The sequence below is a fragment of the Micromonospora endophytica genome (assembly GCF_003236305.1).
Classification (GTDB): domain Bacteria; phylum Actinomycetota; class Actinomycetes; order Mycobacteriales; family Micromonosporaceae; genus Micromonospora; species Micromonospora endophytica.
Genome location: NZ_POTX01000164.1, coordinates 1 through 14,007, shown reverse-complemented (window position 1 = coordinate 14,007; position 14,007 = coordinate 1). Strand labels below are relative to the sequence as shown.

The window sequence follows — 14,007 nt, the reverse complement described above, 5'->3', positions numbered from 1 at the left end:
GGTCGGAAGGGGTTGCGGGGTTACGGCATGTCCGGTGGGTGAGCCGACGGGCAGCGGCGGGTTGCCGGTGGCGAGGCGGGCTCGGCGGGACCGGGCGCGCAGCAGCAGGACGATGGCACCGACCAGGAGCACCAACAGCGCGATGATGCCGGCCCAGACGAAGAGCAGCATTCCGTCATCGCGGTCACGCGGTTCCTGCCACGACTGGCGTTCGGTGGGCTCCGGCGCGGCACTCGCGGTGGGGGCGGTACGACCGTCCGGTTCGCCGGTGAGCGCCTGCCCAATGTCGAGTGCGCCCCAGCCGTAGTAGTCGTCGTGGCCCGGATCGCCCTTGTCCTGGGTGGTCTCCAGCAGCCGTTGAAACAACTGCTCCGCGTTCAGGTCCGGGTACTTCGCCTTGATCAGGGCCAGCGCGCCGGAGACCAGGGCGGCGGAGGCGCTGTTGCCGGTCGCGATGCGGTAGTCGCCGTTGCGGCCCGCCACCAGGATGTCCTCACCGGGTGCGGTGATGTCGACCTCGACCGCCGGCAACGCGGCCACGTCGCTGATGACACCCTTGCGGTCGGTGCCGTTGACGGCGATGGCGTTGTCGTGCCGGGCCGGGTGGCCGATGCTGCCTTCCTTGCGGTTGCCGACCGCGCCCACCACGATGATGCCCTGCTCGTACGCGCGCTCCACCGCGCGGTTCAGCTCGTGACTGAAGCTGCCGGATATCGAGACGTTTATGACGTCGGCACCGTTGTCGATCGCCCAGTTGACCCCGGCGGCCATCAAGCTCAACGAATTCAGTGTGCCTTTCTGGTTCCGCACGGTCACCGGCAGGATCTTGGCTTTCGGCGCGACCCCGAGCACCCCGTCCCGGTTGCCGGGCCCGTGCCCGTGCCCGGCGATGAGCGAGGCCACGCCGGTGCCGTGGCCGCCGCCATCCTCCCGGTCGACGCGGCCCTTGTTCTCCTCGACCGCGAAGTCGATGCCGGGCAGCACGTTGCCCCTCAGGTCCGGGTGATCAGCGTTCACGCCGCTGTCGACCACCGCCACCACCACGCCCTCACCCTGGCTGGTCTTGTGCACCTCGGCCAGATCAAGGGCTTTGAGGTGCCACGAGTCGTCCCGGATGGAGTCCGCCGAGGCGGGTGTGGCGGTGAGGCTCATCGCCGTCAGGACGCTGACGGTGGTGAGGGCCAGGGCCGCCACCGGCCGGGTCAGGACACGCATGCCCGTCTGCCTTCCTCTGCAACTGGCGACCGGGTTGGACGGTCACCGCATGGTACGGGCCGGACACCCCGCGTGAGGTGGCCGGGCCCGTCCGGATCAGCTCTGACCGAGTGACCTGCCCTGCTCACGGGGACGGTGTTCGGCCGGTGCCTCGACGACGCCGACCGCTGACGCCTCGGTGTGCCACAACTCGTCGTCTCCGTCGCCGTACTCCCAGGTTTCCGGCTTTCCCTTGCGGGCACCGGCCCGGTTCGGGGTCGGCGTGGTCGGTGCGGTGCGCCCGCCGAGCGACGGTGCCGGACCGGTAGCCGGTGCCGGGCGGGCGACGCCGGCACGGCCGTCCAAGGCGGGTCGCGTGCCGCCGGTGGGGCTGGCCGCCGGTGCCGGCGGCTTGCCGGTGAGTGGCGAACTCGGCTTGGGCGACGCCGCGGGGGCGGTGCCGCGCGGGCCACCGAGGCTGGGCGGTGGAGTCGCCGGCCGCCCGGCAGGAGCGCCGCGCTGGCCGGGGCCGGCAGGGCCACCGCGCTGGCCGGAGCCGGCGGTGGCACCTGGCAGGCGCGGGTTCGACGGCGGCGGGGTGGTCGGCGAGTTCACCGTGCTTGGCCGAAGACGTCCGTCCATCGGCCGGCCGGTGCCGGTGTTGCCCGGCAGGGTCGCGTTGTTCGGGATCGGGCCGCGCTGGCCGGTGACTGGCGGGCCGCCGACTCCGGGCAGGGTGGCGCGGTTCAGCGGCGGGCGCGTGACCGGCGGCGTCGGCCCCGGCCCGGGCAGGGGCGGCCGGGTCAGGACCGGCCTCGGTCCCGGGCCTGGACCTGGACCCGGGTTGATCGGCCGGACACCGGGCAGCCCCACCACCGGCGGCGGACCGGGTGCCACGGGTGGGCTCGGCGGGACGGGTGACGGTGGCGTCGGCACCGGAGCGGGTGGTGCGATCGGTGGCGCGGTGCCGGCGAGGCCGGGACCGTCCGGCACCTCCCGGGGCGGCAGCACGGTGACCCCGTCGGGCGGCCGATTGATCACCTCCGGCGGGTTGGACGAATCCGGCAGGTCCGGGCGGTTCGGCAGGTCCGGGTGGTTCGGTCCGGACACGTCCGACCGGCTCGGCGGGCGTACGGACCCGTCCGGCCGGCTCGGTGGCACCGAGCTGTCGTCAAAGGACTCCGGCTCCGTTGTCGGGCCCTTGTATTTCCCGCCGCGCGAGATCTTCGTGATGTAGACGTCGATGTAGAAGTCCGCCAACGGCTTGGCGATGTCCTTGGCGCGCTTGTGGAAGTCCTGTCGGACCTCCTCCGGCGTCTTGTGCTTGTCGCCGAAGAGATCACTGAAAGTGATCTTGGCTTTGTCCTCGTCGTGGATCCGCTGCTGCCGCTGCTGCTCGGTCTCGTACTGACGCCACAGCTCCTGCATGTCGTCGCGAGCCTTGGAGATCTTGTCAGCCAGCTGGGTCAGGCCGCTGGCGTTGTCGGAGGCGACCCGCTGCCACTCGTCGAGCGAATGCAGCGCGGCACCCACCTTCGACATGAAGAACCGGCCCGCCGGTGAGTCCCACCTGGCGTTCAGCGCGTCAGCATGCTGCCGCAGGTTCTCCCGGGTAACGGAGAGCAGGTCGGCCGCCCGGGACCACGTCTCCGCCAGCGACGCGGTGCTCCCGTCGTCCTCCTTGCGGACGAAGTCGCGCATCCGCTCGATGTCGACCGCGTCCCACGCGGTCGGCTCGTACGGCTGGTACTGGGCGCCCCGGTCCGCGGCGTAATCGTCCGAGTAGCCCCCGTAGCTGGGGATGTTTATCGGCTGCCAGCCGTAGTAGTCGTCGCTCATGCCCGGTCCTGACTTCCCGAGCCGCCGCCACTGTGCTGCCAGGTGCCGTCGAGGGTCTGCTGGCCGTCGACGTCGGTGAAGGCGTTGAAGACGTCGTCGTGGGTGGCCTTGACCATGGCGTCACCGTCGGCGTACTCCGCCGAGATCGCTCGCGCGGCACCGCTCAGCGAGGCCAGGCCGCGCATCACGTCGGCCATCAGCTGCATGACCGCCATCCGGCTGTCCTCGTGGCGCTCCCCAAAGAACGCGGCTTCCTTCAGCCCGCCGTCACCGAACGGTGCCCGCTCGGCGAGCATCGGGCGAAGGCCGTTCTCGTAGCTGGGCTGGAAGTTGCTTTCCAGTTCCTTACGGACCGCCTCCGCGAAATCCTTCAGTCGCTGGATATCTACTTTGATCTCTTCATTGACGAGCCAGTCATCGCCCATGATCCCTCCCCCGTCCGATCACATGGTGCTGGCGCGGCTGCCCTGAGCCCCGTCAAGCGGAGCCATTCAACCGCGCGTCGCAGGTCCACTCTGGCCGAAGAGCGCCTGATCAGGCAACCCCGAACCCCCGGGTCAGGAGCGCTGCGGCAGGTGCACCAACTGCACCAGACGGGTGCCACCACGTCGCGCCACCAACCAGCCACGCCCGGGGGGCAGCGGCCCGGGCCGTACCGTGCCGAGCAGTACGCCTTCGTCCCGGTTACCGGACATCACGATGCCCGGTGTGCTGATCTCGCGCAGCCGCATCAGCACCGGCTCGTAGAGCGCCCGGCTCGCCCCACCGGTGCGGCGGGCGATGATCAGGTGCAGGCCGATGTCCCGGGCCTGGGGCAGGAACTCCAACAGCGGGGTCAGCGGGTTGCTGCCCGCGCCGGCCACCAGGTCGTAGTCGTCGACCAGCACGTACAGGTCGGGGCCCTTCCACCAGTCCCGGGCCCGCAACCGCTCCGCGTCGATGTCGGGCGGGGGCAGCCGGTCGCGCATCACCGCCGCCACCTCGGCGACGATGCTCTCGGTGACCTGCGCGGTCGAGCCGTACCCGATCAGGTGCGGCGTGGTGATGTCGCCGAGCAGGCTGCGCCGGTAGTCGACGAGCACCACCCGGGCCTCGGTCAGGTCGTGCCGGTCGACGATCGTCTGCGCCAGCGACCGCAGGAAGGTGCTCTTTCCCGACTCGCCGTCGCCGAAGAGGATGAAGTGCGGGTCGGCGGCGAAATCCAGGTGGACCGGCTGGAGGTCGACCTCGGCGATGCCGATCGGCACGCCGGGTCGCCCGGTGTTCGGCAGACTGCCGTACGGCACCACCGGCGGCAGCAGCCGGATCGGCGGCGCACCCGGCCCCTGCCAGGCGGCGGCCAGCTCGGTGACCAGCCGCCGGGCGCCCTCGGGCAGGCTCTCGGCCTCCTGCGCGCTGTCGGCCCGGGGCAGCGCCGCCAGGAACTGCTGCCCGTCCGGGGTGATGCCCCGACCCGGTGACTTTTCCGGCACGTTCATCGCCGCTTTGCGGTCCAGGTTGGAGTCGCTGGGGTCGGCCAGCCACAGCTCCAGCCGGGTGCCGAAGACGTCCCGGACGGCCGGGCGCAGGTCCATCCAGCGGCCCGCCGTGACGACCAGGTGGATGCCGAAGGAGAGCCCCCGGTTGGCGATGTCGTTGATCGTCGGTTCGAGATCCTCGAACTCCGCCCGCAGCGTCGCCCACCCGTCGATGACCAGGACGACGTCACCGAACGGGTCGTCGTCGTGCTGGCCGTGCCGGCGGGCCCGCCGGTACGCGGCCATCGAGTCCACCCCACGCTCGGCGAACCGCCGCTCCCGCTCACCCATCAGCAGTTGCAGCTCGGCGATGGTGCGCCGGACCAGACCGGCGTCGAGCCGGGTCGCCACCGAGCCGACATGCGGCAGGTCACGCAGCGACGACAGCGCGCTGCTGCCCAGGTCGAGGCAGTACACCTGCACCTCGCGCGGGGTGTGGGTGAGCGCCAGCGAGGTGACCACCGTACGCAGCAGGGTGCTCTTGCCGCTCTGCGGACCGCCCACGATCACCGCGTGTCCCGCCGCGCCGGCCAGGTCGAACCAGAGCACGTCCCGGCGCTGCTCGTACGGCTTGTCCACGATGCCGACCGCCACCTGCAACTCGCCCAGCAGACCGGCGTGCGCCACGGTGATCCCCCGCGCCTGGTCGGTGGTGAGCGGTGGCAGCAACTGATCCAGCGTCGGCGGCTCGGCCAGCGGCGGAAGCCACACCTGGTGAGCCGGCTTGCCCCGGCCGACGAGCCGCCCGACCAGGATGTCCAGCACGCTCTCGCCGACCCCGTCGGTGGGCTCCGGCGGCTCCTCCTCCTGCGGCGTACGGGTCACCGGCGGAGCCACGTAGGCGGTGCTGTACTCGCGTACCTGATCCTCGCCGCCACCGGCCGCGACCGCTGCCGCGGCCGTGCTGCGGTAGGCGCCGGAGACGTACGCCGCCTTGAACCGCACCAGCGGCTCGGTGCCGAAACGCAGGTAGCCGTGGCCCGGCGAGCGGGGCAGCTCGTACGCGTCGGTGGCGCCCAGCACCACCCGCGACTCCATCGCCGAGAAGGTACGCAGACCGATCCGGTACGACAGGTGGGTGTCCAGCCCGCGCAGCCGCCCCTCCTCCAACCGCTGCGAGGCCAGCAGCAGGTGTACGCCGAGCGACCGGCCGACCCGACCGATCTGCACGAACATGTCGATGAAGTCGGGCTTGGCGGTGAGCAGTTCGGAGAACTCGTCGCAGATGATCAGCAGGCTCGGCAGCGGCGCCAGCGGCGCACCCGCCGCCCGTGCCTTCTCGTAGTCGCGCTGCGAGGCGTAGTTGCCCGCCGACCGCAGCAGCTCCTGCCGGCGCACCAGCTCACCGTTGATGGCGTCGGTCATCCGGTCGACCAGCGGCAGCTCGTCGGCCAGGTTGGTGATCACGGCGCTGGTGTGCGGCAACCCGTCCAGCCGGGTGAAGGTGGCACCACCCTTGAAGTCGACCAGGACGAAGTTGAGGCTCTCCGAGGAGTGCGTCGCCGCCAGTGCCAACACCAACGTCCGCAGCAGCTCCGACTTGCCGGAACCGGTGGCGCCGATGAGCAGCCCGTGTGGGCCCATACCGTCCTGCGCCGACTCCTTCAGGTCCAGCTCCACCGGCGCGCCGTCGGCACCCACCCCGATCGGCACCCGCAGTTTGTCCCGGTTCGGTCGCGGCTGCCAGGCCCGGTCCACGTCGAACTCGTACGGGTCACCGAGGTCGAGCAGCTCGACCAGACCCAGTTCGGTGGTGAGCGGAGTGTCACCGCTGCTGCCCCGGGAGGCGGCCGACAGCCGCAGCGGGGCCAGCTGCATGGCCAGCGCCTCGATCTCCGGCAGCCGGCAGTCGTCGGCCCGACCGATCTCCGCCTGGCCGTCCACAGTGGTGCTGTGCAGCTGGTGGTCGGCCGTCACGTCCAGCACCAGCCGGGCCCGGTCGAGCAGGCGCGGCGGCGGGGTGGAGAGGTCGAGCAGCGTGACGCCCTCCACGCCGCCCTCGGTCATCAGGTGGTCCGAACCAGCGGTGTCGCCGCCGTCGATCACCACGAGCACGTGCGGCCCGCCCACGTGCAGCGCGCCCCCGCTGGCGTTGAACCGGGGCCGGCTGGCCAGCACGTCGTCGAGCATCGCCTCCAGCCCGCTCACCGAGGGCGCCACCAGCCGCAGTTGACCCAACGCGTCGGTACGCGACGGGTGCAGGGCGTGCGGCAGCCACTTCGTCCACTCCCAGTGCGCCCGCCGATCCGGTGAGACGCAGACCGCGACGAGCATGTCGTCCGGCGCGTGGAAGGCGGTGGCCTGGGCGAGCACCGCCCGGACCATGCCCCGGGCGGCGTCGACGTCGCCGCGCAGGTGCACCCGGGCGAACCCGTTCAACGCCATCGTCACCGGCAGGTCCGGCACCTCGCCGTAGGTGGTGAGGAACCGGCGCAACGCCAACGCGCACATCGGCTCCAGCTTCTCCAGCGTGGTGGCCGGCGGCGGCACCAGCGGCGTGGCCAGCTCCTGCGGCCCGAGCCCGATCCGGACGGTGCCGAAGTCCACGTCACCCCGACGCCGCTCCCACAACCGCGGACCCAGCGGCAACGACCAGAGGGTGTCCGGATCCGGGTGCCGGTAGAAAGCGGCCTCCCGCTGCCGGCGGACCGTCTTGAGCACCCGGCGTCGCTGCCGGGACAGGTGGGTCATGTATTCGCGGCGGCGCTGCAACATCTCCTGCTTGCCGGGGCCACCGGAGTTGTTCGCCAACTGGGAGCCGAGCATGCCGAGGGCGGAGAGTCCGAACAGGCCACCGGTGACGTACCCGAGCGTCGACCCGCCCCGGCCGGCGAACATCAACGCCATCGCGAAGGAACCGGCGAGCATCGGCAGCAGCATCAACATCTGCCCCCACGCCTTGCCGACCGGTGGTGGCACCTCGGGCGGCGCGTCCAGCAGCACCTCGCCGGAGGGGTACTCCGGCTCCGGCTGCCGGGCAGGTCGCTTCACGACCACCGTGCTCACGTGACAGACCTCCGTTGCCTCAAATGGACGTGCAGCACACGTCCGGCACCCCCGTACGCTCGGTCGCCGCGAACAACCGGCACCCGCGTCACCGGCACATGGTAGGTAGCCTGTGCGCGTCAGGACAGCCGCGGGCCGCTCGGCCCGCTCCTCGTACCGAGGGGTCGTCAGTGGTCACCCAGGCCGGAACCGGACTCGCGCGCATCGCCGTCATCGCCCCCAACCGGCGGCTGGATCTCGCCCTGCCCGAGCATCTGCCGATCGTCGGGCTGCTCCCCGCCGTGCTGCGCCAGGCCGACGAGGCACCGTCGGACGGCACCGCGCACGGCGGCTGGATGCTGCGTCGTGGCGACGGCAGCCCGGTCGACCTGACCCGTACGCTCTCCGCCCAGAACGTCCGCGACGGCGAGACCCTGCACCTGGTGCCCCGCCGCACCGAATGGCCCGAGCTGGCGTACGACGATCTGATGGAGGCTGTCGCCGACGGCGCCCGGCGGCGCGGCGTGGCCTGGTCCCCGTTCGCGACCCGGCTCACCGGCCTGATCGTGGCCGGCGTGCTGTTGCTGCTCGGACTGGTCGTGATCGTCACCTCCGACCAGCCCGGCTGGCTCGGCGGCGCGATCGCCCTCGGCACCGCCGGGCTGCTGCTGATCTGCGGCATCGTGTTGTCCCGGGCGATGGCCGACTCCCTTGCCGGCGCGGTGGTCGCCGCCGCCGGCCTGCCCTACGCCTTCGTCGGTGGCGTGCTGGTGATCGGCACCGGCGAGTCGGTCTGGACGCTCGGCGCGCCGCACGTGCTGCTCGGTTCGGCGGTGCTGCTCCTCTCCGGCCTGCTCGGCCTGCTCGGCGTCGGTGACGCGACACGGGTCTTCGTGGCCGCCGTCTTCGTCGGGTTCTGGGGCATGGTGGGTGGGCTGCTCGCCCTCGGCTCCATGGACGCGGCCCAGGGCAGCGCCGTCGTGGTCAGCGCGGTCGCGCTGCTGCTGCCCGCGATGCCGCTGCTCTCCGTACGGCTCGGGAAGATGCCGATGCCCGCGCTGCCCCGCACCCCCGAGGACCTGGTACGCGACGAGCCGCAACCCCGGCGCGAAGTGGTCTACCAGGCCACCGCCCGCGCCGACGAGGTGCTCACCGGCATGATCTTCGGGGCGTTCCTGGTCACCATCGGCTGTCTGCTCGTCCTCACCGCCACCGGCAGCCTCTCCGCGCTGCTGCTCGCCGGGGTGATCTCCCTGGGCTACCTGCTCCGGGCCCGGCTGGTGCCGACCGTCCGGCACCGGGTGCCGATGCTCGCCGTCGGCCTGCTCGGACTGGCCCTGCTGCCGCTGGTCGGAGCGGCCGACGCGTCGACCGCGGCGCGGGTGCTGGCGGTGCTGCCGCTGGCGCTGGTCGGTGCCGGCATCTCAGCCGCCGCCGGGCTCGCCTACAGCCGCCGCGCCCCGTCACCCCGGCTGGCCCGGCTCGGCGACATCTGCGACATCCTGCTCCAACTCGCCGTGGTCCCGGTGGCGTGCAGCGTGCTCGGCCTGTACGCGTTCATGCGCGCGATCAACGGCTGACGGGGGAGACTGCCATGCCGTCCCGGCGCGACCAGGTCCAGTCGTACCAGTTCTTCCTCCAGCGGATGACCTCCGCGCTGGTGGCCCGCGAACCCGATCCGGCGTCGGCGCCGTTCCGCCGGCTCGGTGGCGCGGGTTTCGCCAGCGTCATGGTGGCCGTGCTCTGCCTCGCTGCGGTCGGGGTGTACGGCCTGCTGCGTCCCGGCGGGGCCACGAAGTGGAAGGACAACCCAGCCGTCATCCTGGAGAAGGAGACCGGCACCCGGTACCTCTACCGGGAGGGACGTCTGCACCCGGTGGTCAACTACGCCTCCGCCCTGCTGGCGCTCGGATCGGCCGCGCCGACGGTCTCGGTCTCGCGCAACTCGCTCGTCGGCACCCCGCGCGGACCCCGCATCGGCATCCCGGACGCGCCGGACGCGTTGCCGGCCCGGGGCCGGATCCTGGCCGGGCCGTGGACGCTCTGCACCCAACCGGCCCGCGACGCCGCCGGTGGCACCGTCGTCACCACGGTGCTCACCGTGGGTCGCGCGCCCGTCGGCGGGCGGGAGCCGGGCGACACCGCGCTGCTGGTCCGCGACCGCAAGACCAAGCGGACCCACCTGATCTGGCGGGACCACAGGTACGAGATCCGCAACGAGAAGATCGTGCTGGAGGGGCTCACCATGAGCGCCGAACCGGTGGTCGAGGTCGGCGGCGCGTGGTTGAACGCGCTGCCCGCCGGTGAGCCGATCGCCCCCCGCCAGGTCGCCGACCGGGGAACGTTCTCGTCGGCGCTGCCGGACGCCCGGGTCGGTCAGGTCTTCGTGGTGGAGAGCCAGAACGGCAGCCGCCAGTACTACCTCGCTGAGCGGGAACGACTGGTGCCGATCACCCCGGTGCAGGCGGACCTGCTGCTGGCCGACGACGCCACCCAGGCCGCGTACCCGGACGGCGGCCGGCCGGCCCCGATCGAGCTGGCCGCCGGTGCCGCCGCTGCCGCACCGAAGGCAGCGCCACCGGGTCAGGGCCGGCACCGCGCACCGGAGCAGCGACCCGAGATCGCCCGCCTCGCCGGTGACCAGCCGGCGATCTGCGCCGCCTACCAGCCCGGCCAGGACGAACCGACGGTGCTGTTCGACGCCCAGGTCCAACCGGTACGCGAACCGGTACGCACCCGGGAGCAGACCCGGGACGGCGTGCCGCTGGCCGACCGGGTGGTCATCGAACCCGGTCACGGCGTGCTGGTCACCGCCGTCTCCTCACCCGACCAGGAGGCCGGCACCCTCAACCTGGTGACCGACCTGGGTTACCGCTACCCGCTGGCCACCGAGGAGGTGTCGGGGATGCTGGGCTACGGGGGTGTGCAGCCGGTGCGGTTGCCCGCCAGCCTGGTGGTCCGGTTGCCCGCCGGCCCGGCCCTCGACCCGACCGCCGCGAAACTCGCACTCGACCCGGAGTGACCACTGGCCGGCGGCGGCACCGGCCAGCCGACCAGCCACTATGGAGCCGTCGACCAGCTTGCGGGCTAGCGAGCCTGGGCACGACCCGATACCGTGCGTACGAACGCGCGGCGTGAGCGTCGACTCAGGTGTGAGCGCCGATTGACATGCCGCTCCGGCGATGCCGAGCGAATGAACGAGAACGGGGGTGTTCCGCCATGTCGATGCAGACCGACACCGGCTTGATGCTGAAGACCGAAGGTGACGTCGATGCCGTCGCCGACCGGCTCACCGGCAACCTGAACCGCCTGATGGACCAGCTCGCGCCGCTGTACGACCAGTGGAAGGGTGCGGGTGCGGGTTCCTTCCAGCAGGTCCGTGAGCGGTTCGACGGTGACATGGCCCGGCTGAACGTCGCGCTGCGCGCGATCGCCGAGGCCGTCGGCTCGGCCGGTAAGGACTACGACGTCAGCGACGACGAGATCCGGTCCGAGATGCAGCACGCGGGTGCGACTGCCGGCCAGATCACCGCGGCGCTGAAGCTCTGACGGGGGGAAGATCGTAATGGAGCTCAAGTACAACTTCGCCGCCCTGAACGCGGCGGCGGACAACTGCGGCGGCGCGGTCCGGGGCATGAACAGCGAGCTGGAGGGCCTCAAGTCCGGCATCGCCCCGATGCTCGCCACCTGGGACGGTGACGCCCGCGAGGCGTATTTCCAGCGGCAGACCGAGTGGGAGTCGGCCGCCAACGACCTGCGGGATCTGCTCGGCCGGATCGAGCGGGCGCTGCGCGATTCGGCCGCCGCGATGCAGGCCCGCGAGGCGGCCAACCGCGCGAAGTTCGGCGGCTGACCCGCTTCGACCTGACAGAGCGATGGCCCGGCGCACCCGCCGGGCCATTCGTCGTTTCTTGCCCTGGACCAGCCGGTCACGGTGGCTGGTCCCCGGCCCAGCCGACGTCAGTCCCCGGTCATCGACGCCAGTCCCGACTCATCGGCGTCAGTCCCGACTCATCGACGTCAGTCCCGGGTCATCGGCGTCAGTCCCGGGTCATCGAGGTGGGCACCTGGAAGAAGATCTCCTCCGGCTCGTCGATCTCGGAGCCGGCGGGCGGTGGCGCCGACGGTCGGGTGGGCCGCCAGCGCGTCCGCCGGCCACGGGGCAGCAGCGCCGCAAGCGCCGCCACACCGGCCGCCAGGACCGCCAGGGCCAGGCCGATCCAGAGCGCCACCCGGCCGAACCACGCCCAGCGGTCGGCGCGCTCCTGGGCGGCCGCGTCGTACCGCACCTCGGGCAGCGGCGGCTGGGCCACCGGTGCCGCGCTGGTCAGCCGTTCGGTGACCGCCCGGTACGGGTTGACCACCCCTCGGCCGTAGCCCTGGTCGGCGTTTCCCGGAACCGGGTCGGCGGTGGCCAGCAGCCGTCGGGTGACCTCCTTCGCCGACAACCGGGGTTCCGCCGAACGGATCAGCGCGGCGGTCGCGCTCACCATCGGTGTGGCGAAGCTGGTGCCCTCGTACACGGCGTGACCGCTGACGTGGGTGGCGGCCACCACCGCGCCACCCGGCGCGACGATGTCCACGTACGGCCCGACCTGCGACTTCGCGATCCTCGTACCGGTGGCGTCGACGGCTCCCACCCCGATCACCCCGTCGTACGCGGCCGGGTACGGCACCGGGTCGGGCCCCTCTTCCCGGTGCTGGTTGCCGACGGCGGCGACCAGCACGACGTCCCGCTCCACGGCGTACCGGACGGCGGCTTCCACCTCGGGGTCCTGGCGGTAGAGCGTCACCGACAGGTTGATCACGTCGGCGCCGTCGTCGACCGCCTGCCGGATCGCCTGCGCGAAGACCGTGGCGGAGACCTCCTCACCGTCGACCTCCCCGGCGATGCGCTCGCTGACCCGGATGGGCACGATCGTGGCGTCCGGCGCCAGGCCGTGGAAGCCGACGCCGTTCCGCTGGCGGGCGGCGATGATGCTGGCGACGGCGGTGCCGTGGGACACGCAGTCGACATCCCCGCGGAACGTCCCGTGCAGCGGGTCGAAGCCGGTGGTGACCCGTCCGGTGAGCTGGGGGTGGCTGCCGTCCGTGCCGGAGTCGATGACGGCGACCCGCACCCCCGCACCGGTGCTGAACGGCCACACCCGCTGCGGCGCGAGCCACCGTTGGTGCCAGGGCGTCTCGGTGTTCACCTCACCGGGGTCGCTCGGACTCTGGCAGTACCCGGGTGCGGCGTGGACCGCCGGCGGCGCGGGCGTCACCAGCGCGCCGGTCAGCACCGCAGCCACCAGCGCGAGCGCCGTCAGCGGACGGTCGCGGACCATACGTCTCCACCTCCGCCTCGAACGGTGCCGGTGCATCCTAACGAGAACCGGCCACCGCCCGAGGTGCTTCCGGCCGTGGTGCCGAGGCCGCTGGCATACTCGGCCACCATGGTGTTGTCGCGTGGCTGGGCTGTCTTCCTCGTCGGCGTCGGCGTCTGGACCTGGGTGATCTGGCCCCGGTTCGCCGTGGCCATCTGGAACGACCCGCGCTCCTGGGCCAGTGGCACGGTCGGTGACTGGCCGGCGACCGGCTTCCTCTGGGTGCACGCGCTGCTCATCGCGGCGTCCCTGGCCATCGGCACCACAGTCGGTCTGCTCGGCGTCCGCGCCTGGCGAGCCTCCCGACGCGGTAAGCGCTGACCCCCGCCACCGAAACGGGGAGCTGTTGTGGTCGGGGTCGGGGCTGTCGGGGCGCCTGGGGATCAATGGGACCTGGGTGACCGGGAGTGGCTGTGGTGGTGACGGTGCGCTGCTGTGACGGGCGCCGCTACCCACGGATTTGACGATCAAACCGGTGGCCGCGTAACTTTCTCTCTGCCAGCGCGGAACGGACGAACGGGGCGAAAGCCCCGGAGGCCGGAGCGCGGGAAGTGACCTCCGGGTCGGCCGGGTTCTCCCCGGTCCGAGCCGGTACGGGCGGTGCCCCGGATTCGCCGCGAGGCGGATTTGGTGAGGCGGAGCCGACCGGGTAAGGTTCACGACCGGCAGGGAACCGGGCGAGCTCGCGGGAGACCGCAGCGGCCGGCCTGCCAAATCCGACGATCTGGTGAAGCGGATCTCCGCTGTGCCTGGTCGCGGGTGCCGAACCGCCTGAAGCGTGACGGACCGGGACACACGGTTTGACACGGGCCAGAAGGTGAGGTAACGTAGTAAAAGTGCCCGGCGCGAGAGTGGCGGGTGTGGGACATGAAGCCCCGGATGGGTGCCTGCTTGGTGTGGGTGTTCTGATGGTGTGTGGTTGTTCTTTGAGAACTCAACAGGGTGCTTGATAAGCCAGTGCCAATTGATTTATTGCCCCGTGCTGGTTGGGTCTTCGGATCTGGCTGGTTTGGGATTCCTTTGGCAACATTTTGTTTGTTGTCGGGATGGATTGTTCAACAGGTTTTTGTTGGAGAGTTTGATCCTGGCTCAGGACGAACGCTGGC

General features: G+C 71.7%; 10 protein-coding genes. 5 read left to right on the top strand and 5 right to left on the bottom strand.

The genetic code is table 11. The features are described 5' to 3' along the window. From mycP (C1I93_RS21085) to eccCa, 4 genes are all read right to left on the bottom strand, one after another. Positions 1-1,215 (bottom strand): type VII secretion-associated serine protease mycosin (mycP, locus tag C1I93_RS21085; RefSeq protein WP_111245029.1); only part of this gene is annotated, 1,215 nt, incomplete at its 3' end. 96 nt (positions 1,216-1,311) lie between these two features. After that, positions 1,312-3,033, bottom strand: a complete 1,722-nt coding sequence (locus C1I93_RS21080) for a WXG100 family type VII secretion target (RefSeq protein ID WP_111245028.1) — start codon at positions 3,031-3,033, stop codon at positions 1,312-1,314. Beyond that, the gene (locus C1I93_RS21075; RefSeq protein WP_111245027.1) at positions 3,030-3,458 is read right to left on the bottom strand and encodes a hypothetical protein; all 429 of its coding nucleotides are present in this window, start codon (positions 3,456-3,458) and stop codon (positions 3,030-3,032) included. Before C1I93_RS21075 ends, C1I93_RS21080 begins: the two co-directional genes overlap by 4 nt. Before the next feature lie 132 nt (positions 3,459-3,590). After that, entirely contained in the window at positions 3,591-7,556 is a 3,966-nt protein-coding gene (eccCa, locus tag C1I93_RS21070) for a type VII secretion protein EccCa (RefSeq protein WP_111245026.1), read from the bottom strand. Positions 7,557-7,726: 170 nt separating this feature from the next. Here eccCa and eccD point away from each other — a divergent pair, with 170 nt between their 5' ends. The 4 genes from eccD to C1I93_RS21050 all read left to right on the top strand — a co-directional run bounded on the left by eccD (position 7,727) and on the right by C1I93_RS21050 (position 11,388). Then, positions 7,727-9,115 (top strand): type VII secretion integral membrane protein EccD, encoded by a 1,389-nt coding sequence (eccD, locus tag C1I93_RS21065; protein ID WP_111245025.1) that lies wholly within the window; start codon positions 7,727-7,729, stop codon positions 9,113-9,115. A 14-nt stretch (positions 9,116-9,129) separates the two neighbouring features. Continuing rightward, complete coding sequence (gene eccB / locus C1I93_RS21060) at positions 9,130-10,557, top strand: type VII secretion protein EccB (RefSeq protein ID WP_111245024.1); 1,428 nt, start codon at positions 9,130-9,132, stop codon at positions 10,555-10,557. A gap of 197 nt (positions 10,558-10,754) precedes the next feature. Beyond that, positions 10,755-11,084, top strand: a complete 330-nt coding sequence (locus C1I93_RS21055; protein WP_111245023.1) for a WXG100 family type VII secretion target — start codon at positions 10,755-10,757, stop codon at positions 11,082-11,084. A 16-nt stretch (positions 11,085-11,100) separates the two neighbouring features. Next, positions 11,101-11,388: a WXG100 family type VII secretion target gene (locus C1I93_RS21050; RefSeq protein WP_111245022.1), complete on the top strand. Its 288-nt coding sequence runs from the start codon at positions 11,101-11,103 to the stop codon at positions 11,386-11,388. Between the two features lie 187 nt (positions 11,389-11,575). Here C1I93_RS21050 and mycP (C1I93_RS21045) read toward each other — a convergent pair whose 3' ends face one another. After that, positions 11,576-12,862: a type VII secretion-associated serine protease mycosin gene (mycP, locus tag C1I93_RS21045; protein ID WP_111245021.1), complete on the bottom strand. Its 1,287-nt coding sequence runs from the start codon at positions 12,860-12,862 to the stop codon at positions 11,576-11,578. Positions 12,863-12,886: 24 nt separating this feature from the next. Here mycP (C1I93_RS21045) and C1I93_RS21040 point away from each other — a divergent pair, with 24 nt between their 5' ends. After that, positions 12,887-13,222: an SCO4848 family membrane protein gene (locus C1I93_RS21040; protein WP_223256765.1), complete on the top strand. Its 336-nt coding sequence runs from the start codon at positions 12,887-12,889 to the stop codon at positions 13,220-13,222. The last annotated feature ends 785 nt before the right edge of the window (positions 13,223-14,007 follow it).